Source organism: Arthrobacter silvisoli (assembly GCF_003369445.1).
GTDB lineage: Bacteria > Actinomycetota > Actinomycetes > Actinomycetales > Micrococcaceae > Arthrobacter > Arthrobacter silvisoli.
The window spans coordinates 14,785-37,799 of sequence record NZ_QRCU01000075.1; the positions used below are offsets into that span (position 1 = coordinate 14,785).

Here is a 23,015-nt window from a genome sequence, read left to right on the forward strand (position 1 = left end):
GGGCCCGGGTGCTGTGGCAAGATGGTCCTTTGACGAGCCACCAAGCGGCCACCCGGCCCGCCACGGAAGGACTGCCATGAGCAATGACGCCGCTACCGCAGCAAACGCCAGCGCAGCAAACGCCAGCGCAGCAAATATTGCCTCCTACATCGACCACACCCTCCTCAAACCCGAGGCGAGCGAGGCCGAAGTCCGCCAGGTCTGTGCCGAAGCCGTGGAGTACGGCTTCAAATCGGTCTGCGTGAACCCGATCTGGGTCAAGACGGTTTCCAAGGCCCTCAAGGGCTCCGGCGTGCTGACCTGCGCCGTGGTGGGCTTCCCGCTGGGAGCGACCCCCAGCGACGTCAAGGCCTTCGAAGCCCGCGGCGCGGTGCTGGACGGCGCGGAGGAAATCGACATGGTGATCGACATCGCCGCAGCCCGGGCGGATGACAAGGGCACCCTTGTGGACGACATCACCGCCGTCGCCGAGGCCGTCCACGCCGGCGAGGCCATCCTGAAGGTCATCATCGAGACGGCGCTGCTGAGCGACGCCCAGAAAGTCCTGGCCTGCGAGGCCGCCGTGGAAGCCGGGGCGGACTTCGTGAAGACTTCCACCGGTTTCAACGGCGGGGGCGCCACCGTGGAAGACGTGGCACTGATGCGCAAGACCGTGGGCCCGGATGTCGGTGTCAAGGCCTCCGGCGGCGTGCGTTCCCTCGCCGACGCACAGGCTATGATTGCTGCTGGTGCAACACGTATTGGCGCGAGCTCCGGAATTGCCATCGTCAAGGGTGAACAGGGTTCATCCGCCTACTGACGGGCCCGGCAGCCGCCAGGAATTTGAGCCCTGAGGGGCCGAGGAGGAAAGAATGTCCCAGCACACCGGCAGCAAGGTCATCGAAAAAGAGAACAACCTGGCCCAGAGCCTGGTGCTGTTCCTCGTCATCATCGTGATGTTCCTCGGCGCCATCTACTCGTTGTCCTTCCTGACCCTGGAGAACCCCTGGCCGATGGCCGTCTGCCTGGGCCTCTTCGCCCTGGCTTTCTGGATTCCGCAGACCATCCTGGGCCGCTCCGACTCGGCCGGCGAAAACTAGAGACGCTGCCAAGAACCCGCAAACGCGGGGTCACTTACGGGCCATGAAGTCCCCTGGGACCGGCCGTAACTGACCCCGCGTTAGTGTTTAAGGGAGCAGCGCCACCACTGCGGCCCAGTGCGTCTTCGCCAATCCCCAGGCCGCGGCACAGATCCCCACCATCGCGTAGCCGCTGACCGGGATGAGGAGCAGCCATTCGCGGCGCGAACCGGCCTTGCCCAGCAACGGGATGGACAGTGCGCCGTTGGCCTTCCAGATCCCGCTGACCAGCGGCAGCTTCCGCCAGAACTTCGGCGGCTTGATCACAATCGGCCACAGCAGCGGCACTCCCCCGGTGGTGATCATGTCCCCCACGATGTGCACCACGACGCCGGTCAGCATGGACAGCGGCAACCAGGCCCACTGCTGCGGGGCGAACCACGTGACCAGCCCGGCCGCTGCCAGGGCGAACACCCAGTTGGCCAACCAGCCGTGCTCCGGGAACAGCTTCAGGGCCTTGGCCGCCAAGTTGATCATGAACATGCACAGCAGGCCGGCGCCCACGGAGAGCCGGCCCACCGGGGTATCCAGCTGGAACTGCGCGGCCATGCCCGCCAGCAACACGAACGCGGCGGCTCCGAGCACCGAGTGCGTCCCCTGCCGGTGCCCGCCGCTGGCCTTTTCGATCCCGACGGCGATCAGCCGCGACAGCGGCGGCAGCGAATGGGCGATGGTGCTTGAGCGGTGGTCCCAGTCGCACACCAAGGCGGTTCCCGCCGTCGTGAGCGCTCCGATGAGGATCCCGGTGGAATCGAGCGGATACCAGCCCAGCGCGTACGGGCCGGTGGACGCAACAGCGATCCACGCCGCGGCTCCCGACGCGGCGTGATGTCCTCCCATCATGCGATCAGCCTGCGCTTGCCGACGTCGGAGCGGACGCCGGGGCGCCGGCGAAGATCGCAGTGATGACAGTGTTGGCCCAGTTCAGGATCTCGGCGTCCTGCAGGTCCCGGCCGCCGATCTTCGCCGTCTTGGGCTTGGGGATCAGCACGGAGTCCAGGGCAGGCTTCACTTGCGAGCCCGGGTACATGCGGTTCAGCCGCATCACCTTGGACTCGGGCAGGTTCGCCGGGGAGAAGCGGATGAAGTTGCCTTGGAGCGCGACGTCGGACAGCCCGCTTTCGCGGGCAGTGACCCTGAAGCGCGCCACGGCGATGAGGTTCTGGACGGGCAGCGGCGGCTCGCCGTAGCGGTCCACGAGTTCGGCGAGGACCTCGTCGATGGCCTCGTTCGTGACGGCGGCGGCGAGCTTGCGGTAGGCCTCCAGGCGCAGGCGTTCCCCGGGCACGTAGTCGTGCGGGAGGTGGGCGTTGACGGGCAGCTCGATCTTCATCTCGGCGGCCTTCTCCTCGGCCTCGCCACGGTACTCGGCCACGGCCTCGCCCACGAGGCGGATGTAGAGGTCGAAGCCCACACCCTGGATGTGGCCGGACTGTTCGCCGCCCAGCAGGTTGCCTGCGCCGCGGATCTCCAGGTCCTTCATGGCCAGTTGCATGCCGGCGCCGAGCTCGTTGTGCGCGGCCACGGCCTTGAGCCGTTCCAGCGCCACCTCGCCCAGCGGCTTCTCCGAGGGGTACAGGAAGTAGGCGTAGGCGCGTTCGCGGCCACGGCCCACGCGGCCGCGCAGCTGGTGCAGCTGGGACAGGCCGTACTTGTCCGCCCCGTCCACGATCAGGGTGTTGGCGTTGGAGATGTCCAAGCCGGTTTCGATGATGGTGGTGCAGACCAGCACGTCGAAGCGCTTCTCCCAGAAGTCCACGATGATCTTCTCAAGCCGGCTCTCGGACATCTGCCCGTGTGCCACTTCCACCCGGGCTTCCGGGACGAGCTCGCGGATCTGGGCGGCCATCCGTTCAATCGAGGACACCCGGTTGTGCACGAAGAACACCTGGCCTTCGCGCATCAGTTCGCGCCGGATCGCCGCGGAAGTCTGCTTGTCCGTGTACGGGCCCACGTAGGTCAGCACGGGGTGGCGTTCCTCGGGCGGGGTGGCCAGGGTGGAGGTTTCGCGGATGCCCGTGAGCGACATCTCCAGGGTGCGCGGGATCGGGGTGGCGGACATAGCCAACACGTCCACGTTGGTGCGCATCTTCTTGAGCGCTTCTTTATGTTCGACGCCGAAGCGCTGCTCCTCGTCCACGATCACCAGGCCGAGGTCCTTGAATTCGAAGTCCTTGGACAGCAGGCGGTGGGTGCCGATCACGACGTCCACGGAACCGTTCTTGACCCCCTCGGCGGTTTCCTTCGCTTCCTTGGCGGCCTGGAAACGGGAGAGCGGGCGGACCCGCAGCGGGAAGCCGGAGAAGCGCTCGGTGAAGGTTTCGTAGTGCTGCTGGGCGAGCAGGGTGGTGGGCACCAGCACCGCCACCTGCTTGCCGTCCTGCACGGCCTTGAAGGCGGCACGGACGGCGATCTCGGTCTTGCCGTAGCCGACGTCGCCGGACACCAGGCGGTCCATGGGGATCTCCCGTTCCATGTCCGCCTTGACCTCGTTGATGGTGGTCAGCTGGTCCGGGGTCTCCACGTAGGGAAAGGCTTCTTCGAGTTCGCGCTGCCACGGGGTGTCCGGGCTGAAGGCGTGGCCGCGGGAGGCCATGCGGGCCGAGTAGAGGCGGATGAGTTCGCCGGCGATTTCCTTGACGGCCTTGCGGGCCTTGGACTTGGTGCTGGCCCAGTCCGCGCCGCCCATCTTGCTGAGCACCGGGGTATCGCCGCCGACGTAGCGGGTCACCTGGTCCAACTGGTCCGTGGGCACGAAGAGCCGGTCCCCGGGGGCGCCGCGCTTGGACGAGGCGTATTCGAGGACGAGGTATTCGCGCAGCCCGGAATCACCGGCTGCAGAACCCGCCACCTTGCGCTGGATGAGTTCGACGAACTTGCCGATGCCGTGCTGTTCGTGGACCACGAAGTCTCCGGCGTGCAGTTGCAGGGGATCGACGGCGTTGCGCCGCTTGGAGGGCATCCGCCGCATGTCCTTCGTGGACGCCGCCGAGGCCCGCCCCAGCAAGTCCGCTTCGGTCAGCAGCCCCAGCTTGAGGCCGTCCAGCACGAAGCCGCGTCCGACGGCGGCCGTAGTCACCTCGATGATGCCCGGCTGCGGTTCCTCGGCCAGGGAGTCCACCCGGGCACACGGAATGTTGGCGTCGTGGAAGAGTTCGGCCAGGCGCTGCGCCGGGCCGGGGCCGTCCGTGGCCACCACGATGCGCCACTGGTCCCGGACGTGGGAGCCGATGAATTCGAGCATCTCCGCCACGTCGCCCTGGTAGCCACGCGGCTCGCGGGCATGCAGGTTCAGCACGTCGATGTCCAGCACCAAGTCCTCGTCCGTGGCGAGCGAGGTGATGGACCACCAGGACACCTCATGGGCCAGGGCGGCGCTGCGGGTGTCCGTCAGCGAACGGAAGCTGGCGGCGTGGAGGTCGGTGGCGGCTTGGCCGGCAAGATCAAGGGGCGCCGCGCCGCCGTCGGACGCCGTGGACCAGGCCGCCTCGAGGAATTCCTCATTGGTGGCCGCGAGGTCGTGGGCGCGGGTGCGGACTTTCTCGGGTTCGATCACGACGGCGATCGAGCCGGCGGGGAGCTGTTCCACGAACGGCACCATGGCATCCACCAGCACCGGGGCCAAGGACTCCATGCCCTCGACGGCGATGCCGCCGGCGATCTTCTCCAGCATGTCGGCCGCGGCGGGCATCCGGGGTTTCAGGGTTGCTGCGCGGGACATCACCGAGGGCGTGATGAGGATTTCGCGGCAAGGCGGCGCATGCAGTTCGGTGGGATGGTGCAGGCCGGGCGAGGAGAGGGAACGCTGGTCAGCCACCGCGAACCAGCGCATCTGCTCCACTTCGTCGCCGAAGAACTCCACCCGGACGGGGTGATCCTCGGTAGGCGGGAAGACGTCGATGATGCCGCCGCGCACTGCGAATTCGCCACGGTGCGTCACCATGTCCACCCGGGCGTAGGCGGCGTCCGCCAAGGCTCGGACCACGCCGCTGAAAGGCATTTCCTGTCCGACCTTCAGCGTCACGGGAGCCAGGTCACCCAGGCCGGCCACGATGGGCTGGACCACGGCCCGGACCGGGGCCACCACCACCCGCAGGGGCGCGGCCGTTTCGGGATGTGCCAGCCGGCGCAGCACGGACAGTCGGCGGCCCACGGTGTCCGAGCGCGGCGAAAGCCGCTCGTGCGGCAGGGTTTCCCAGCTCGGGAAAGCGGCAACGGAGTCCGCGGGCAGGTAGGAGGCAAGGGCTGCCGTCAGGTCCTCGGCCTCACGGCCCGTGGCGGTGACGGCCAGGACCACGGGGGCACCGCCGTCGGACGCGAGGCCGTCGGCCATTTCCGCCACCAGGACGGCGCGCATGCCCGTGGGGGCGCTGATCTGGTAGTCGGTGCTGCGGGCCTCGAAGGAGCGGCCTGCTTCCTTCCGGACGCGCGCGAATGTCCCGTCCTCCGCCAGTGCGCGGCGCAGACCGTTGAGGCTCATGGCTGAAACTCCTAGGGTGGATCCAAAGGCGGGCAACACAAAATCCCGGAAATTCAAACGAACGCCGGGTCATTCCAGCCTACCCCTCCCGCCATCCCCAGGAGGTCCCCCTTGCCGCCACCGGACGCCGGGCAATCCAGGACCGTGCTCGTCACGGGCGCCACCGGATACATCGGCGGTCGGCTGGTCCCCCGGCTCCTGGAGGCGGGTCACGCGGTCAAGGTCCTGGTCCGTTCGCCGCAAAAGCTCGCCGACGTTCCCTGGCGCCACCAGGTGGAGATCGTGCAGGACGGCCTCGATCGGGCGGAGAGCCTCGAAGCCGCGTTGGCGGGCGTGGACGTCCTCTATTACCTGGTCCACTCCATGGCTTCCGGCGGCGGTTTCGAAACCAAGGAAGAAGCGATGGCAGGGCTCGTCGCGGACGCCGCCGCCGGGGCAGGCGTGGGCCGGATTATCTACCTCGGCGGGCTCCATCCGGACAACGCCCCGCTCTCAACGCACATGCGCTCCCGCGAGGCGGTGGGCCGGATCTTCCTGGAATCGTCCGTGGACTCGATCGTGTTCCAGGCCGGGGTGGTGATCGGTTCCGGCTCGGCGTCGTTCGAGATGATCCGGCACCTGGCCGACACACTTCCGGTGATGCCCGCGCCAAGCTGGGTCAATAACCGCATCGAGGCCATCGCAGTGCGGGACGTCCTGCATTACCTCGTCGCCGCCGCGGTGCTTCCCGACAGGATCAACCGCAGCTTCGACATCGGTTCCCGCGACGTCCTGACGTACCGCGACATGATGAACGAATACGCCGCAGAGCGCGGACTCCCCCGCCGGCTGGTGGTCGCCCTGCCGGTTCCCGCGCCCAAGCTCGCCGGCCTGTGGGTGGCCCTGGTGACGCCCATCCCGCTGTCCATGGCTTTCCCCCTGGTGCAGTCGCTGCAGCACGACGCGGTGTCGCGGGAGCACGACGTCGACGGTTACATCCAGCAGCCCGACGGCGGCCTGGCGCCGTACCGGAAGGCCGTCGCCCTGGCACTGGGCAAGGAACGGGACGGCCAGGTGGAGACGACGTGGGCGACCGCCGGCATCGACGCCGACCCGCTCCCCAGCGACCCGGACTGGGCCGGCTACAAGGTCTTCGTCGACGAGCGGACCTTCCACAGCCCCGCACCGGCCGGCGCCGTCTGGACCATCATCGAAGGCATCGGCGGAAGGAACGGCTGGTACTCGCTGCCGCTCGCCTGGCGGATCCGCGGCTGGCTGGACAAACTGCAGGGCGGCGCCGGGCTGAAACGCGGCCGGCGCCACCCGAAGACCCTGGGGACGGGCGAGGTGGTGGACTGGTGGCGGGTTGAGGCCATCGACCGGGGCCGGCTCCTGCGGCTTCGAGCCGAGATGCGCGCGCCCGGCCGCGCCTGGCTTGAGCTGTCGGTGGAGCCCGACGGCGCCGGGAGCCTCTACAAGCAGCGCGCCATCTTCTTCCCCCGCGGCCTGGGCGGACGGCTCTACTGGCTGGGCGTCTACCCGTTCCACGGCGTCATTTTTCCCTCGATGGCAAGGAACATCTCCGCGGCGGCAGCATCGCTGCCGGAAACGCAAGTCAAGAAGACCGGGTCGGATGTGGTCGGAGACACCCCGTAGGATGTTTGGGAGCCTCAAGAGCTCTCAACCGATAAAAACCATGGAGGACCCCCATGCCCCTGGCCGCATCCACCACCCTGCCGCACAGCGTTGACCGCGTCGCCGCTGTCTTCGTGAACGAAGAGTTCATCAAGCACACCAGCGAACTCGTTGGCGGCACCCTCGAATCCTTCAACGTGGAAGGCGACCCCGCAGGCGCGTTCAGCACCGTCACGGTCCGCACCCTGCCCACCACCCGCCTTCCGGAAATCGCCCGCAAGTTCGTCGGCGAGAGCCTCACCGTCACCCAGACCGAGCACTGGGCAGCCCCGGCCGCCGACGGTTCGCGCACCAGCACTATCGCCCTGAAGGTTGCCGGCGCTCCCCTGGACGTCACCGCCGCACAGCGCCTGGTTTCCGAAGGCGGCAACACCCGGATCGAATTGGAAGGCAAGGTGACTTCCTCCGTTCCGTTCCTGGGCGGCAAGATCGCCGAAGCCGCCGAGCCCATGGTCGGCAAGGCCCTGAATATCCAGTCGCAGCAGGCCGAGGCCTGGCTCGAAAGCCACTAGCATGCACCTCCCCGCGATCCTCGGCTGGGTGCTGGTTATTGCCGGCGTCTGGTCCCTGGTGGTGTGGCCGCAGTTCCTCAAGCGCGTGATGAAGGACCCCCGCGCCCGGGACGCCGCCGGCAAAGCCACCAGGTTCCTCACCGTGCACGTGGTGCTGGTGAGCATCTCCATGGTGCTGGGACTCGCGACGGCGGCAATCGGCGTCGCCGGCCTGCTCGGCTGAGCTCCCCCGCCATCCGCTGACTCGCAGTTGTTGTCGTCTCAAGACGACAACAACTGCGAGTCAGTTGCGTAGGATGGGACATAAGGTGCGCCGGGAAGTCTGGTCGGCAACGTTATTGCCGACCCCTCCCGTTAAAGGAGCCGCATGAGCCCGCACCCGCCCCAGCACCCCGCTTCCCCGCAATCCCCCGTACGCAGGGTCTTCGCCCGCGCCAGCTTCCCCGAATACCAGCGGGTCCTCGCGATCCTGCGGACCGAAACCGTGGGCGGAGCCCTGCTGCTCTCCGCCACCGTGGCCGCCCTGGTTTGGGCCAATTCACCGTGGGCCAGCGGTTACTTCCTGCTCCGGGACGTCAAGCTCGGCTACGCCCCCTGGCACCTCGAACTGAGCATCGGCCACTGGGCCTCCGACGGCCTGCTGGCGGTGTTCTTCTTCATCGCCGGGCTCGAACTCAAACGCGAATTCGTCTCCGGCGAACTGCGCAATCCGGCGAAGGCCGTGGTCCCGGTTGCCGCCGCCGTCGGCGGTGTTGCCCTACCCGCGCTCATCTATGTGCTCTTCAACCTGGGCTCCGGCGCGGAAACCCTGAAGGGCTGGGCCATCCCCACCGCCACGGACATTGCCTTCGCCCTGGCCGTGCTCGCTGTCATCAACACCCACCTGCCGGCGGCCCTGCGCACCTTCCTGCTGACGCTCGCGGTGGTCGATGACCTGATCGCGATCGGCATCATCGCCTTTTTCTACTCCACCGGGCTCCAGCCCCTCATGCTGCTCGCAGCCCTGGTCCCGCTCGCCGGCTTCACTTTGCTGGTCCAGAGGCGCATTCGCTCCTGGTACCTGCTGCTCCCCTTGGCAGCGGCCACCTGGGCGTTCGTCCATGCCTCCGGAATCCACGCCACGGTGGCCGGCGTGCTGCTCGGCTTCGCCGTCCCGGTGCTCTCCGCCGGAAGAAAGGGCGAACCCGAAAACGGCTTGGCGGAAAGCTTCGAACACCGCTTGCGCCCCTTCTCCGCCGGCTTCGCCGTCCCCGTGTTCGCCTTCTTCTCCGCCGGGGTGGCACTGGGCGGCGCCGCCGGCCTGGGGACGGCCCTGACCGACCCCGTGGCCCTGGGCATCGTCGCGGCCCTCGTCGCGGGCAAGACCCTCGGGATCTTCGGCACGACGTTCATCCTGACCAAATCCACCCGCGCGCGGCTGGACAGCAGCCTCGCGTGGATCGACGTGGCCGGCCTGGCGCTGCTCGCCGGCGTCGGATTCACGGTGTCCCTGCTGATCGCCGAGCTCAGCTTCGGCACCTCTTCCGCGCACAACGACCACGCCAAAGTGGCCATCCTGGCAGGCTCCCTGTGCGCGGCGCTGCTCGCCGCCGTCGTGCTCCGGATCCGCAACCGCCACTACCGGAAGGTGGAGCTGGAAGAACAGCGGGACGACGACGGCGACGGCGTGCCGGATGTTTTCGCCGCACCCGAAGGCCGGGGCTGAAAGTTATTCCGGCGCACCCGGTGCGCTCCACGGCCGATCGTCGTACTGTGTCTTCATCGATGCGTCGACCATGGGGGTTGCATGCGGATTTCAGTCATTGGTTGCGGCTACCTCGGTGCCGTCCATGCCGCCTGCATGGCGAAACTGGGGCATGACGTGGTGGGGATCGAAACGGACCCCGCCAAAGTGGCCGAACTGTCGGACGGTCACGCCCCGTTCTACGAACCGGTCCTGGACGAACTGCTCAGGGAGCTCGAGGAATCCGGGCGGCTGCGGTTCACCACGGACATGGCTGAAGCCCGCGGCTCCCAGGTGCATTTCATCTGCGTCGGCACACCGCAGAAGCGCGGCGAGAACGCCGCCGATCTCCGCTTCGTCGATGCCGCCGTGGAAGCCTTGGCCGCGCAGCTGGGGCCGGGCGAACTGGTGGCCGGAAAATCCACCGTTCCCGTGGGCACGGCGGCCCGGCTGGCGGACATCGTGCACGAAGCGCAGCCGGAAGCCATGCTGGCCTGGAATCCCGAGTTCCTGCGCGAAGGCCATGCCGTCAGCGACACCTTGAGCCCGAACAGGCTGGTGTACGGCGTGGACTCAGGCTCCGAGGACGATCCCGCGGTGGCGCTCCTGGACGAGGTCTATGCGGAACCGCTCGCCACCGGCACGCCCCGCATGGTGATGGACTACGCCACCGCCGAACTCGTCAAGACGGCCGCGAACTCCTTCCTGGCGACCAAGATTTCCTTCATCAATGCCATGGCCGAAGTCTGCGAGGCGACAGGCGCGGACGTGGTCCGCCTGGCCGAGGCGATCGGCGTGGATGACAGGATCGGTTCAAAATTCCTCAGTGCCGGCATCGGTTTCGGCGGCGGCTGCCTGCCCAAGGACATCCGGGCTTTCATGGCCCGCGCGGGCGAGCTCGGCGCCGATCAGGCCCTGACGTTCCTGCGCGAGGTGGACGCGATCAATATGCGCCGGCGCACACGCGTGGTGGAACTGACCCGGCAATTGTGCGGCGGCACCCTCATGGGCCAACGGATCGCGGTGCTGGGCGCAGCGTTCAAACCCGAGAGCGACGACGTGCGGGACTCCCCGGCGCTGAGCGCGGCAGCGCAGCTTCAGTTGCAGGGAGCCGTGGTGACAGTCACCGACCCGCAGGCCCTCGGCAACGCGGCGAAGCGCTTCCCCGAACTGCAGCTGGAACCGGACATGGAGACCGCCCTGGAACGGGCCGACGCCGTGCTGCTGCTCACCGAATGGAAGCAGTACCGCGAACTGGACCCGCACGAAACCGCGGCGCTGGTGTCCAACCGCCGGATCCTCGACGGCCGGAACGTTCTGGACCCCGCCAAATGGCGCGCGGCCGGCTGGACCTACAAGGGCCTCGGCCGGCCCTGAAGTCCGGTCAGCTCAGGAACTCGCCTGCCCCAACGCATCCTCGGCGGCCACCCAGGACAGCATGGCGCACTTGACCCGGGCCACGTAGCGGGCCACCCCTTCGAACGCGGCGGCGTCCCCCAGGACTTCGGGGTCGGCCGCGATCTTGCCGCGGGAGCGCAGCATCTCGCGAAACGTCCCGATCAGCGTGCGGAGTTCCTCCGTGTCGATGCCCTCGGCGAGATCCGTGAGCACCGACGCCGAAGCCATGGAGATGGAACAGCCGTCGCCGTCCCATCGGAACTGGCTGACGCGGCCGTCGACGACGGCGAGCCGCACCGTGATCTCGTCCCCGCAGGTGGGATTCAGCTGGTGGGATTCGCCGCAGCTGGCGCCGGCCGGCGGCTGTTCGGCTGCCAGGCCTTCGCCGTGGCGCAGCTTCGAGTGGTCCAGGATGATCTGCTGGTAGAGGGCGTCAAGACTCATGTTTTTTCCTTGGGGTCCGGATCAGACCCGGAAGTAGGAGCGCACGCCGGACACGGCCTCGAGGAGGGCGTCGACGTCGTCGGTGGTGTTGTACAGGTAGGTGCTGGCGCGCGTCGTGGCCGTCAGCCCGAGCCTGCGGTGCAGCGGTTGCGCGCAGTGGTGGCCGACCCGGACGGCGATGCCGCGGTCGTCAAGGTACTGTCCGACGTCGTGGGCGTGCACGCCGTCGACGTCGAACGCGGCCAGGCCGATCCGCTCCTGGCCGGCGGCCGGGCCGAGCACGCGGATACCGGGAAGCTCACTGAGCCCGGAGACGAGGCGCTGGCCGAGGACCGTTTCCCATTCGTGGATCCGGGAGATGCCGGTTTCCTTCAGGTAGTTCGCGGCCGAAGCCAGGGCGATCGCCTGGGAGATCCGCTGCGTGCCGGCCTCGAAGCGCTGCGGTGCGGGCAGGAAGGCGGCCTTCTCCATGGTGACAGTGGTGATCATGGAGCCACCCGTGAGGAACGGCGGCATGGCGTTCAAGTGCGCAGCCTTGCCGTAGAGGGCTCCGATGCCGGTGGGCGCAAGCATCTTGTGGCCGGAGAGGACGGCGAAGTCCACGTCCAGTGCCTTGACGTCCAGGGGCATGTGCGGCGCGGACTGGCAGGCGTCCAGCACCACGAGGGCGCCGTGTTCCCGGGCCAGGGCAACCAGTCCGGCGACGGGGTTGATGGTGCCCAGCACGTTGGAGGCGTGGGTGAACGCGAGCACGCGGGTGCGGGGGCCGACGATCCGCGCGGCTTCCTCCATGAGCAGGGCGCCGGAATCGTCCACGGGGATGTAGCGCAGGGTGGCGCCGGTGCGCATGGCGAGCTGTTGCCATGGAATGAGGTTGGCGTGGTGTTCCATCTCGGTCACCACGATCTCGTCGCCTTCGCCGAGGGCGAAGCGGGCGGATTCCGCCGTGGCGCCGGGAAGAGAGGCGTTGAGGAAGGAGTAGCTGATCAGGTTCAGGGCCTCGGTGGCGTTGGAGGTCCAGACCAGTTCATCGCTCCGGGCACCGATGAACGCGGCCACCGTTTCGCGGGCGTCCTCGAAGGATTCGGTCGCTTCCACGGCGAGGTAGTGGGCACCGCGGTGCACGGCGGAGTTGCGTTGTTCGTAGAATTCCTGCTCGGCTTCGATGACGCTCAGGGGGTTCTGCGACGTGGCGCCGGAATCCAGGTAGACCAGGTTCCGGCCGTTGACCTGCTGGTGCAGGATCGGGAAGTCATTGCGGATCCGCCGCACCTCGTCGTTGTCGAGGGTGCCCGCCGAAGGGAGCAGATGTGTGGGGATGGCAACCATAACGTACTCCTGGGTGGACCTGTTGGGCATGCGGCGCGGCCCGCTCCGGAGGACTGCTCCGGTAGAGCGCGGCCAATTACGTCACACGGACTAATCCTAATTATCCCACGGCCCCGGCGACACCAAGGCAACGCTCACTTAGGCGCCACTCACTTAGCCAAGGCACATCTCCTGGGCGCTGAGCGCCGTTACGGCGATCTTCCGGAACTCAACCGGGGCTCCGCCGCCGCCCCCTGAAGAAGCGTTCCCGGCCAGCAGCGCGAAATAGCCGCCGCGAAACGCGGTGTCGTTGCTTTGCGCGCTCCAGTTCCGGCCGCCGGTCGAAGTGCTCACCCGGACGCCCACAGGGGCCATTTCCACGCGGACCTGGAACCATTGGCGCTCCCCCACGCCCCCGCCGGCAGCGGAAGCAAGGGACACAGGCTGGTCCTTGCCTTTGTCGGTCCTGCCCAGGTCCAAGGATCCGTCCGCCGAAATGTCGAGCCGGTATCCGCCCTGCGTGGCCACCTGCCCCGCACCATCCGCGGGCGGGGCCACCGGGGAATCGTCACCCAAGGCGAACGCGATGCCGGCCCGCCGGGCCCCCGAGGAGCCTTCCGGCCAACGGAGCTCGACGTCGAGGCGCCAAGCGGGCGCGGCCAGCGGAGCCATGGAACCCACCGTGTAGGAGCCGGCCGCGGCGGCGAAGCGCAGCGCATCGTCCACGAAAGCGGGCTGCTCGGACCAGTCGCTGTCGGCATCCCACGGCAAGTCACCCGCGGCGCGGCTGCCCTCGCCCAGGGTGTCGGACGCGGCAGGGGCCAGCCGCTGCAGCACGTAGGGCACGTTGGAACACATCATGCCGCGCACGCCAAGGCGCTGCAGCCGGTCCCGCTCCCACCTGCGGTGTACCTCCCAGGCGATCACAGGTCTTCCCGTGGCCACAAGCTGCCGGATCTGTGCCTCCGCGCCCAGTGTCGGCACACCCAGCCAGTCGACGCGGTCCTGGAATTGCGCGGCGCTGCCCAGGTCCTTGCTCGTGAAGTAGCCCCAAGTGGTGTACCCACGTTGCCGGGCGTCAAGGTGCCCCGGGGACATGGCAGGCTGCTTCCACACGATGTGCCGGCGGCTTTCCGGGTAGTCCTGGAGCATGGTGAAGATCGCATCGGCGTTGGTGCCGCCCTTGTCTTCCAGGAAGATCACGTGGCTGCGGGCGAAGGCATCCAGGACCTCCCGCAGGCGGGGCATGGGCTCCAACGGCGCAGCCGGCCCCAGCCAGGCGCGGGCGTCCACCCTGAGCCTGGCCAGGTCGGCGTAGGGAGTGGCGGGGATCCGGAGATCCTGGCCGCTGGTGCGCAGGGTGCTGGCATCGTGGTGGCACAGCAGCACACCGTCGGAGCTGGCCCACACGGACACCTCGATCGCTTTCAGGCCCAGCGCCACGGACTCCGAATAGGCCCGCATGGTGTGTTCGGGCCAATTGTCCCCGGAACCGCGGTGCGCGATGTAGAAGGTCTTCGTGGTGAGCAGGTCCTTGACGGTGTACGGGCCGCCGGGCTGCAGCGGGACGTCCGGAACGGGCGCCAGGGTGGGGACGGCCGTTGCTGTGTTACCTGGCTGGGGGCAGCCTCCGCAGCCGCTGAGCACGCTTCCAACGGCGAGCGCGCTTCCCGCCGCGAGCGCACCCTGCCCGGCCAAGGCCAGGAAGCCGCGGCGCCCGAAGGCGGTGCCCGCGGTGCTGGTGTTCACAGCCGGCCCGCCATCTCGGCGTCGAAGTCCGCGTGCCCGCTCTTCGCCAGTTGCCTCTGCCTCACCACTTTGTCGCCTGCCATGACAAGCATCGCGAACACGGTCCAGATCACGATGGCCGCAGCGGAACGGGTGGCCAGCGAACTGTAGGTCTGGGGCACCGCCACGGCCAGGACCCCGGCCAGGGTGAGGCCGCGGAAGTGGTGCCGGGTGGCGTGTTTGAGGACCAGGTAAGCCATCATGCCGAAATAGAGGAGGGCGAACACGATGCCGAAGTCGATGCTGTACATGACGAGGGGGCTTTCGAAGCTGGTCTGCAGTCCACCCTGCACGGCCACCCGGTAGCTGGCGCCGATGCCCTGGCCCGCGATGAAGTAGTCGGCCCAGTGGGCCACGAAGTATTCCATGGCGCGGGCCCGTGCCTCGGCCGAACCTGTGTCGTCCGCCAGCCGCTGGGCCACGCCGGCCACCAGCGGCGACTGCACAATGAACCACGTGGCCACAGAGAGCACTGCGAGGAAAGCGATCTTCACCCACACCCGGCGCCTGGCGAAGAGCACCACGGCCACCACGGAGAAGCCCACGACGAACAGGCCCACCCGGGATTGGGTCACCAACACGCCGGTGATCATCAGGATCAGCAGCAGTGCCTGGACGGAGTTGTGCTTCAGGCCGGCGACCAGCGGAGCAGCCACGCAGATGGCCAGGGACAGGGCCAGCGGCTGGTCGAGGGTGCCCATCCAGCGGTCGGTTTCCGGGTTGAACCAATACTGGGTAAGGAAGCCCTCTTCGTAGAAGAGCACACTGTGGGTCAGCCACTGGACCAAGGCGATGACGCAGGTGACAGCCACGAGGGTGAGCAATATTGTCCGCAGCGCGGTCGCGAGGTCCGGGTCCGTGAGGGCAGCGGACAGGAGGACGAGGAAGAACAGCACCGGGGCCAGGATCTGGTCCACCAGCAGCACCATTCCGCCGCCTTCCTGGGACGTCCGGGAGGCCAGGAACGCGGCCAGCACCACCAGGGCCAGGCCCATGAACAGGAAGAATTCCCGGCCCAGCACGCGGCTGAGGGAAACAGGGTCGTGGGCCAGACGGACTACGAACGCTGCGAAGATCAGCCAGCTTGCGGCGTGTATCGACAGGGAACCGCTGTCCACACCGGTGATCAAAGGGCTGCCGACGGTGGGGACCAGCATCCACAAGCCCAGGACGGCTGCGAAGACCCATCGGATCCGCCGGCGGAACAGCCAGGCAAAGCCGAAGCAGCAAACGATCCACAGGGCCAGCCTGACCATGGTGTACCGCTATCCGCGCCGGGGCGGCGGCAACGCCGCACCGTCCGGGTCCCCGGTGGAGGACTTGCCGGTGCCGCCGTCGTCGTCCCGGCTGTGGTGGGGACCGCCGTCGGTTCCGGAGCTGCCCTTCCCAGCGCCCTTCCCAGCCGGCTCCAGCCAGCCGCGCATCCGGGCCGGATCCACTGTCTCCGCGCGATGGGCGCGGCGCGTGCGGGGCACCCTGCGCCTGTGGGCTTCGGCGAGGCGGTCCGGCAAGGCGTTCAGGACGACGCCGAGGATCCTGCTGTCCACGGCCCGGAGGTTTTCAAGGCCGGTGGCAAGCACCTGCCGGGTGATCTTCTCGTACCGCACCACCAGCACCACGCCGTCGGTGAGGGAAGCCATCAAGGCGCCGTCGCTCAGTGGCTGCAGGGATGTGGCGTCCACCACAATCCGGCTGTAGCGTTCCTTCAGCGCGGCCAGGACCTGCGGCGTGTGCTTGCTGCCCAGCAGTTCGGTCGGCTGCAGCGGGACCGTGCCGGCGCCGATCGCGTGCAGGCCTTCGAAGACGGTCCGCTGGATCACCTTGTCCAGGGGCATCTGGCCGGACAGGACGTCCGACAGCCCGGTGGTCTTCGCCAGGCCCAGCTCTTGCGCGATGTCCGGTCTCCGCAGATCGGCTTCCAGCAGCAGCACCGTATGGCCGGACTCGGCCCAGGCTTTCGCGAGCAGGAACGCCGCCGTCGTTTTGCCTTCCCCGGCCGTGGCGGAGGTGACGGTCACCGTGTGCAGATGCTGGGACTGGGTCAGGTGGTCCACGTTGGTCCGGAGGCGGCGGCCGGCCTCATCAATCAGGGAATCGGGCCGGCGTCCCAGGAGCCGGTCAAGGCTGCGGGCGGCAGGGGCGTTCGGAATGCGGGCCAGGAGGGGCAGCCCGGTGGCGGCTTCCACCTGCTCCGGCGTGCGCAGGGAGTGGTCCATCAGGCGGCGGCCGACGGAGATCGCGATGCCCAGCGCCATGCCCGCGAGCAGGCCCAGGGCAAGGTTCAGTCCCACCCGGGGGGCCACCGGGGCATCTTCGGGGGTGGGGCCGGACACCACGGTCAGGACGGTCTGGGCGGAGCCCTCCGGTTTGCGGCCTTCCTGCAAATCGTTCACCGCGGGGCCGAAGTTCTTCGCAACGGAGGCAGCCATGGCCACAGCGTCCTTGGCGGCCGGCATGGTCACCACGACGGTAAGCAGCCGGGTGTCCTTGTCGCCGGAGGCGCTGATGGCTTCCTGTGCCTGCGCACCGTCAAGTGCCAAGCCACTGTTCCTCAGGAGGCGCTCGACGAAGAGATCGTTCTTCACCAGGGCGGCGTAGGTGGCGATGCGGCCTCGGGAGAGTTCGTCCGACTGCAGTGCCGACTGGCCGGTGACGGGAGGCGAGACCACCAGGAAGCGGACCGTGCTTTGGTACTGCGGTTGCATGTTCGCCGTGACCACCCAGGCAGCGCCCAGGCCCACCACGGCGCACACCAGCACCACCCACCAGCCGCGGACTATTGCCCGGAGATACTCTGACAGTTCCAAAGAGCCGCCCCCAAGATGCCTTCCAGGGCCCTGTCCGCTCGCCGGTCCGGTCCCTCGTTGCCTTGTTTGTTCGCACCATTATTGAACGCCTGAACCCGCTTCGGAAGCCTTCCCAGCCGGGGGTTTGCCGTGCGCCCCGGCGACGGCCCCAAGTGCTGGCCAAAGCCCTCCGGCGGTCCTAAGCTGCTGCTACCACAGGCGGCCCGTGCGGACAGGAGAAAAGTGCGCACTTCCCAACCCCGGCCTTCGGTTTTGGTAGCTCATCCGAGCGCCGATCTCTACGGCTCGGACCGTGTCCTGCTTGAAACGGTCGACGGTCTGCTGCGCCATGGCACAAGGGTGCTGGTGACCGTTCCCGCGCCCGGGCCGCTGGTGGCCGGCCTGCGGGCGCGCGGCGTCACTGTGGTCTTTTGCCCGACGCCGGTGCTCCGGAAGAGCTTCCTCTCCCCCGCCGGGGCGCTGAAGCTCGCCGCGGCCACGGTGCGTGGCGGTCTCGCGGGGTTCGCGTTACTGCGCGGAAGCCGCCCGGACCTGGTCCTTGCCAACACCATCACCGTGCCGCTATGGACGGTCCTTGCACGGCTGTCCGGGATCCCGGTCCTCACGCACGTCCACGAGGCCGAATCAAGCGCTCCCCGCCCCCTCCGGGCGGCCCTGGCACTCCCCCTCCTGCTTTCCACGGACATCGTCACCAACAGCAGCTTCAGCGCCGACACCCTCGCCGCTTCCCTCCCGTGGCTGCGGGGCCGGGCGACGGTGGTCTATAACGGGGTGCCCGGACCGGATGCGGTGGTTCCGGCCCGCGCGGAGCTCGACGGCGGCCTGGAGGTGGTGTACCTCGGGCGCCTTTCGCACCGCAAGGGAGTGGACGTAGCGATCGACGCCGTGCTGCGGCTCCGTTCCCGGGGAGTGCAGGCGCGGCTGTCCGTGGTGGGGGCCGTGTTCCCCGGCAATGAAGCGTACGAAGAACAGCTGCGGGAGCAGGTGGCACAGGCGGGCGCGGCGGAGTTCATCACCTTCCATGGCTTCCAGGACGAGGTGTGGCCGTTCCTGGCCGCGGCCGACGTTGCCGTGGTGCCCTCCCGGCTGGACGAACCGTTCGGGAACACCGCCGTCGAGGCCCTGCTCGCTGCCCGGCCGGTAATCGCCAGCAACACCTCCGGGCTCCGTGAAGCGGCCGGCGGGGGCGGCGCAGGGAAGTTGTACGGCGCAGTGCAGTTCGTCGAACCCGGCGACGCCGGTGCCCTTGCGGACGCCCTCGCCGCCGTGCGGGACCGCTGGCCGCACTACCGGGAGCAGGCGCTCGCCGACGCGCAGCTGGCCCGGGAGCGGCACAGCCCGGAAGGATACGGAGACAACATGGCACGGCAGGTGGCTGCCGCCGTCGGCGTCCGGAGCGGGAAGCGCTGAACCGCCATGCGCCGCCATCCCGCAGCCAAGGCCCACCCGCCCGGACTCCCGCAAGGCAGGACGCCGGCATTCGCGGGACGGACCGCGGTCAGCGGGGTGCGCTGGAGCCTGTCGGCGGTGCTGGCCCGGCAGGGCTTCCAGATGCTGTGCGCGGTAATCCTGGCACGGCTGCTGGGCCCGGAAAGCTACGGCATCATTTCCGCTGCCACCGTGTACACCACGTTCGCCGCCCTCTTCCTCGACCAGGGCCTGTCCTCGGCACTGATCCAGCGCCCCGAAGTCAGCCGCCGCGCAGCCGGCGCCACGGCCACCGTGAACCTGATGTTCGCCGTGCTGATCGGCGCCGTCACGGTGGTCCTGGCACCGTGGGCCGGGGGATTTTTCCATGCACCGGGGGTGACCGCGCTGCTCCTCCCGCTGGCTGTCGCGATTCCGCTCAAGGGCCTGGCGATCACACCGCGCGCCATGCTGTCCCGGGAACTCCTGCTGCGCCAGGTTGCGAGGGCGGACATCATCGCCGCAGCCGCGGGCGCGACGGCGGGCATCACGGCAGCGCTGCTGGGCGCGGGTTACTTCGCGCTCGCTTATCAGGTGATCACCACGGACCTGCTCACGTCCTTGCTGCTCGTCCTGGCTTCCCGGGGCCCGTGGCCCAACTTGCATCTGAGCGAGGTGCGGCCGTTGCTGGCCTTCAGCCTGAGCGTGTTCTTCACGGATTTCCTGGCGTACTTCTCGCGCAACGTGGACAACATCCTGGTGGGCCGTTTCCTGGGTGTGCTTCCGCTGTCGCTTTACAGCATGGCCTACCGGATCATGGTGGTGCCGGTGCAGCTCGTGGGGCAGACCGTCAACCGCATGATGTTCCCGGCGTTCTCCCGGGCTGCCGGGGACACGGCGATGGTGGCCGGGCACCTGCTGTCCGCCTCGAGGGTGGTGGCCATGCTTGCCGCGCCGCCGATGGTCTACGTGGCGTGCGCCGCACCCGAACTGGTGCACGTGGTCCTGGGCGATGCCTGGGCACCTGCGGCTCCGATCGTCACGGTCCTGGCAATCGGCGGCATCCGGGAAACGCTCTTCTACATCACGCCGTCCCTGATGAAGGGACTCGGCAAGGGCCGCCTGATCGTCCGCTATGAAACCCTGGCCGCCGTCGTCCAAGTGGGCGGCATCGTGGTGGGCCTGCAGTTCGGCCTGCTCGGCGTCGCGGTGGGCCTTGTGGGCTTCGGATTCCTCCTCGTCCCGGTCCTGCTGGCCATCCAGTCCCGGCTCAGCGGCCTGAGGATCCGCCGCCTGCTGGGTGCCCTGTTTCCCGCGCTGCACTCCTCCCTGTGGGGTGCCGCGGCGTATCTGGCTGTCCGCTTGCTCGAGTGGCCGGCGCCGGCCACCGCCGCAGGAGGCCTCCTGGCATTCATCCTCGCTGGCACCGCGGCCCTGTTCCTGTTCCACCGCAAGCATCTGAAGCAGTTCCTCTCCCAGGCCAGGGCGCTGTTCGCCCGGCAGGACACGCAGCGACCGGCCGCCGGGAAGGACGAACCACTCGTGAAGGAGGAACCATGAGCCAGGAAGCCGCTGGATCGATCGTCGTTGCCGTCCTGACCTACAAACGCCCGGAAGACCTGGCCCTGGCCATACCGCGGCTGCAGGAGCAACTGGAGGGCGTCAGCGGCAAAGCATCGGTCCTGGTGGTGGACAACGATCCGGCGGCGAGCGCGCGGGACGCCGTGGAGGCCTTCTCCTCGCCGCAGGTCCGGTACGTCCACGAGCCCCGTCCCGGGATCGCAGCCGCGCGCAACCGTGCCCTGGCCGAGTCCGCGGCGGATTCCGTGCTGGTGTTCATCGACGACGACGAGGTCCCCACGGAAAACTGGCTCCGAACCCTGGTGTCTTTGCACAGCTCCACAGGGGCGGCCGCCGTCGTGGGGCCGGTGGTGAGCGAATACGCCAGGACGCCCGAACCCTGGATCCAGGAAGGCAGGTTCTTTGACCGGCGCAGGCTCAAGACCGGCACCCGCCTTACTGTGGCCGCCACCAACAACCTGCTCCTGGACCTGCCCCAGATCCGTGCCTTCGGCCTCAGTTTCGACGAGCGATTCGGCTTGAGCGGCGGCTCGGACACCCTCTTTACGCGAAAGCTGGTAAGGCTGGGCGGGGTGATGGTGTGGTGCGACGAAGCTGCTGTCATCGACCGGGTTCCCGTCTCGCGGCTGACCCGTGAGTGGGTGCTCCGCAGGGCACTGCGGAGCGGCAACTCGGCGGCGAGGGTGAGCCTTGAGCTCGCTGAAAACGCCGCCCAGAAAACCCTCGCGCGAGGCAGGCACCTGGCGTCCGGGGCGATGCGGGTGGCCGGCGGCAGCGCCAGGCTGCTGGCCGGGACCGTGACGGGGTCCATGTCGTTGCGGGCACGCGGGTTGCGCACGATTGCCCGTGGGACCGGCATGGCGTCCGGAGCCTTTGGGTACGTGTACAGCGAGTACAAGCGCAAGTAGCAGCGGCCTCCCCGGCCAGGAAAAGTGAGCTGCGCCACAGGCGATCGGGACTCCCGGAGGCCCTTCGGTGAAGAATTTTTCCTCACTTTTTCCGCCACTGCGGGGCGCTGCACAAAATTCCCGGAATCGCAGGGATTATCCCGGCGTGTCGCGACTTTGCCAAGAACCGTTACCAAGTCGAAATCATCCCCTTCGGGTCGGTTTTCGACCGTTACCGATTTGCAACCAAAGTCCGGGCTCCACTAGCGTGGTTTTCCGTAAGCCGGGGTCGGGGATGCCTACGGGAAACGCCAGCGGTGGATTGCTCCACACTGGCACCGCACATTTCGCCGGCCCGGCGTTGCCCTGCAGCCCGGTCCCACGGTGTGTTTCCCCGTGCCCGGAGTCCGAAAACGCAGGGGCAACAACCATGGCGATCCACCTACCGCCACGAGCGAACACCCGGCCGAAGCCTGCCGCGATGTCCGTCGTCCACCCGGTTACGGGTCCGAAGGCATCGACACCGGCTCTCGATGTCCCCTCCCGTCACCCGGGGTGCCATGAAGCGCCAACCGCGGTCTCACGGGAAATCTTCCGATGCGACACGCTCGCATTGCCCCGCCAGGACTATCGCAGCCATATCCCAGCGGCATACGCTGCAACGGCTAGCGCTCCATTTTTCCCGGGCAATCCGGACTTCCGCGGCCGCTGGGTGCCACGGTCCTCCAGGACGCCCATTACGAAGCAAGGAATGAACTTTGAAGCCAAGCATTGAACTGTCCCGCCGCAAGGCTCTCGGTCTCGGCGCCGCAGGCGTCGTGGGAGCCGTCGCTGCGAGCTATGCCGTCGCCGCTCCTGCCAGCGCGTCAACACGTTCGGACCTCATCCCCGGAACCTACAAGCCGAACAACACCAACACCGGTGTCATCACGGGCACCACCCTGGCACCGTACAACACCAGCTACGCCGATCTTGTCATCACCAAGGACGGCACAGTCCTGCAAAACCTGGACATCTACGGCGACATCAAGGTCCGGGCCCGCAACGTGGTCATCCGCAACTGCCGCCTGCGCGGCGGCAAGCACATCCCATCGGCCAACACCGGAATCGTGGACGCCAACAGCGCGTACTGCTACAACCTCCTGGTCGAGGACTGCACCATCATCCCGGACCGCCCGTCCTACTACCGTGACGGCATCGTGGGCCATGAATTCACCGCCCGCCGCAACCGGATCAAGCGCAGCAACGACGGCATCGGCGTTTTCAACCGCCCCGGCGGCTCCGTCTACGCCAACGTGGTCATCGAAGGCAACTACATCAACGAACTCACCTACTGGAGCAACGACCCCGCCCACAGCGACGGCACCCACAACGACGGCATCCAGGTCCAGGGCGGCCAGAACATCCGGATCGTCGGCAACACCGTGGTCGGCTCGATCGTCACCGGCGCGGGCAGTGCGCCGAGCCCGCGCGGCACCCACGGCGGCTGCACCATCATGCTGCAGCAGAACGTCGCGAAGCTCGCCAACGTGCTGGTGGAGCGCAACTGGGTGGATGACGGCCAGACGTCCATCAACATCGCCGTCGGCAGCAAGTACCCGGACATCGTGGTCACCGTGCAGCGGAACTTCCTGGGCCGCAACCAGTACGACTACGGCAACGGCTCCAAGTACCCGATCCGCATCATCAGCCGGGCCAAGAGCAAGGTCACCGGCCTGTTCATCAACCGCTGGGAAGACAACAACGTGTACCTCGCCGAGGGCCGCAACCTCGGCATCCGCTACGACAGCTAAGCGGCCGCTGTTCCGGACCCCGGAACCCGGAGCGCCGGGGAACACAGGAACGCAGAAGTGCCCTGCCGCCCCTCGAGAGGCGGTGGGGCACTCTG

The 23,015-nt window shown here is 68.0% G+C and carries 18 protein-coding genes; 11 read left to right on the plus strand and 7 right to left on the minus strand.

The window, feature by feature from the left end; all coding sequences use genetic code 11:
* Positions 1–76 precede the first annotated feature (76 nt).
* Together deoC and DWV11_RS16870 are read left to right on the plus strand one after the other, a co-directional pair.
* Positions 77–799, plus strand: a complete 723-nt coding sequence (deoC, locus tag DWV11_RS16865) for a deoxyribose-phosphate aldolase (protein WP_115790079.1) — start codon at positions 77–79, stop codon at positions 797–799.
* Positions 800–851: 52 nt separating this feature from the next.
* Positions 852–1,079 carry a hypothetical protein gene (locus DWV11_RS16870; protein ID WP_115790080.1) on the plus strand — a complete coding sequence of 76 codons (228 nt, stop codon included), beginning with the start codon at positions 852–854 and terminating at the stop codon, positions 1,077–1,079.
* An 87-nt stretch (positions 1,080–1,166) separates the two neighbouring features.
* On the opposite strand, the gene DWV11_RS16875 is transcribed toward DWV11_RS16870, so the two are convergent.
* Positions 1,167–1,961 (minus strand): metal-dependent hydrolase, encoded by a 795-nt coding sequence (locus DWV11_RS16875; RefSeq protein ID WP_210725779.1) that lies wholly within the window; start codon positions 1,959–1,961, stop codon positions 1,167–1,169.
* A gap of 4 nt (positions 1,962–1,965) precedes the next feature.
* Positions 1,966–5,598: a transcription-repair coupling factor gene (mfd, locus tag DWV11_RS16880; protein WP_115790081.1), complete on the minus strand. Its 3,633-nt coding sequence runs from the start codon at positions 5,596–5,598 to the stop codon at positions 1,966–1,968.
* Positions 5,599–5,709: 111 nt separating this feature from the next.
* Here mfd and DWV11_RS16885 point away from each other — a divergent pair, with 111 nt between their 5' ends.
* The 5 genes from DWV11_RS16885 (at position 5,710) to DWV11_RS16905 (ending at position 10,884) form a co-directional block, all read left to right on the plus strand.
* Complete coding sequence (locus tag DWV11_RS16885) at positions 5,710–7,233, plus strand: SDR family oxidoreductase (RefSeq protein ID WP_115790082.1); 1,524 nt, start codon at positions 5,710–5,712, stop codon at positions 7,231–7,233.
* A gap of 53 nt (positions 7,234–7,286) precedes the next feature.
* Positions 7,287–7,784 carry a DUF2505 domain-containing protein gene (locus DWV11_RS16890; RefSeq protein WP_115790083.1) on the plus strand — a complete coding sequence of 166 codons (498 nt, stop codon included), beginning with the start codon at positions 7,287–7,289 and terminating at the stop codon, positions 7,782–7,784.
* A gap of 1 nt (position 7,785) precedes the next feature.
* A complete protein-coding gene (locus DWV11_RS16895; protein ID WP_115790084.1) occupies positions 7,786–8,007 on the plus strand; it encodes an SCO4848 family membrane protein in 222 nt (73 codons plus the stop codon).
* A 144-nt stretch (positions 8,008–8,151) separates the two neighbouring features.
* Positions 8,152–9,489 carry a Na+/H+ antiporter NhaA gene (gene nhaA / locus DWV11_RS16900; protein ID WP_115790085.1) on the plus strand — a complete coding sequence of 446 codons (1,338 nt, stop codon included), beginning with the start codon at positions 8,152–8,154 and terminating at the stop codon, positions 9,487–9,489.
* 81 nt (positions 9,490–9,570) lie between these two features.
* Complete coding sequence (locus tag DWV11_RS16905; protein ID WP_115790086.1) at positions 9,571–10,884, plus strand: UDP-glucose dehydrogenase family protein; 1,314 nt, start codon at positions 9,571–9,573, stop codon at positions 10,882–10,884.
* Positions 10,885–10,896: 12 nt separating this feature from the next.
* Here DWV11_RS16905 and sufU read toward each other — a convergent pair whose 3' ends face one another.
* The 5 genes from sufU to DWV11_RS16930 form a co-directional block, all read right to left on the minus strand.
* Positions 10,897–11,349, minus strand: a complete 453-nt coding sequence (sufU, locus tag DWV11_RS16910) for a Fe-S cluster assembly sulfur transfer protein SufU (RefSeq protein WP_115790087.1) — start codon at positions 11,347–11,349, stop codon at positions 10,897–10,899.
* Positions 11,350–11,370: 21 nt separating this feature from the next.
* Entirely contained in the window at positions 11,371–12,678 is a 1,308-nt protein-coding gene (locus DWV11_RS16915; protein WP_115790088.1) for a cysteine desulfurase, read from the minus strand.
* Between the two features lie 153 nt (positions 12,679–12,831).
* The gene (locus tag DWV11_RS16920) at positions 12,832–14,406 is read right to left on the minus strand and encodes a glycerophosphodiester phosphodiesterase (RefSeq protein ID WP_115790089.1); all 1,575 of its coding nucleotides are present in this window, start codon (positions 14,404–14,406) and stop codon (positions 12,832–12,834) included.
* Positions 14,403–15,701: a hypothetical protein gene (locus DWV11_RS16925; RefSeq protein ID WP_115790090.1), complete on the minus strand. Its 1,299-nt coding sequence runs from the start codon at positions 15,699–15,701 to the stop codon at positions 14,403–14,405. Before DWV11_RS16925 ends, DWV11_RS16920 begins: the two co-directional genes overlap by 4 nt.
* 9 nt (positions 15,702–15,710) lie before the next feature.
* Positions 15,711–17,252 carry a tyrosine-protein kinase domain-containing protein gene (locus tag DWV11_RS16930; RefSeq protein WP_115790091.1) on the minus strand — a complete coding sequence of 514 codons (1,542 nt, stop codon included), beginning with the start codon at positions 17,250–17,252 and terminating at the stop codon, positions 15,711–15,713.
* 222 nt (positions 17,253–17,474) lie between these two features.
* On the opposite strand from DWV11_RS16930, the gene DWV11_RS16935 reads away from it, so the two are divergent.
* The 4 genes from DWV11_RS16935 to DWV11_RS16950 all read left to right on the plus strand — a co-directional run bounded on the left by DWV11_RS16935 (position 17,475) and on the right by DWV11_RS16950 (position 22,920).
* Entirely contained in the window at positions 17,475–18,662 is a 1,188-nt protein-coding gene (locus DWV11_RS16935; RefSeq protein ID WP_115790092.1) for a glycosyltransferase, read from the plus strand.
* 6 nt (positions 18,663–18,668) lie between these two features.
* Positions 18,669–20,219, plus strand: a complete 1,551-nt coding sequence (locus DWV11_RS16940; RefSeq protein WP_115790093.1) for a lipopolysaccharide biosynthesis protein — start codon at positions 18,669–18,671, stop codon at positions 20,217–20,219.
* Entirely contained in the window at positions 20,216–21,148 is a 933-nt protein-coding gene (locus DWV11_RS16945) for a glycosyltransferase family 2 protein (protein ID WP_115790094.1), read from the plus strand. Before DWV11_RS16940 ends, DWV11_RS16945 begins: the two co-directional genes overlap by 4 nt.
* 737 nt (positions 21,149–21,885) lie before the next feature.
* Positions 21,886–22,920 (plus strand): right-handed parallel beta-helix repeat-containing protein, encoded by a 1,035-nt coding sequence (locus DWV11_RS16950; RefSeq protein ID WP_115790095.1) that lies wholly within the window; start codon positions 21,886–21,888, stop codon positions 22,918–22,920.
* Positions 22,921–23,015 lie beyond the last annotated feature (95 nt).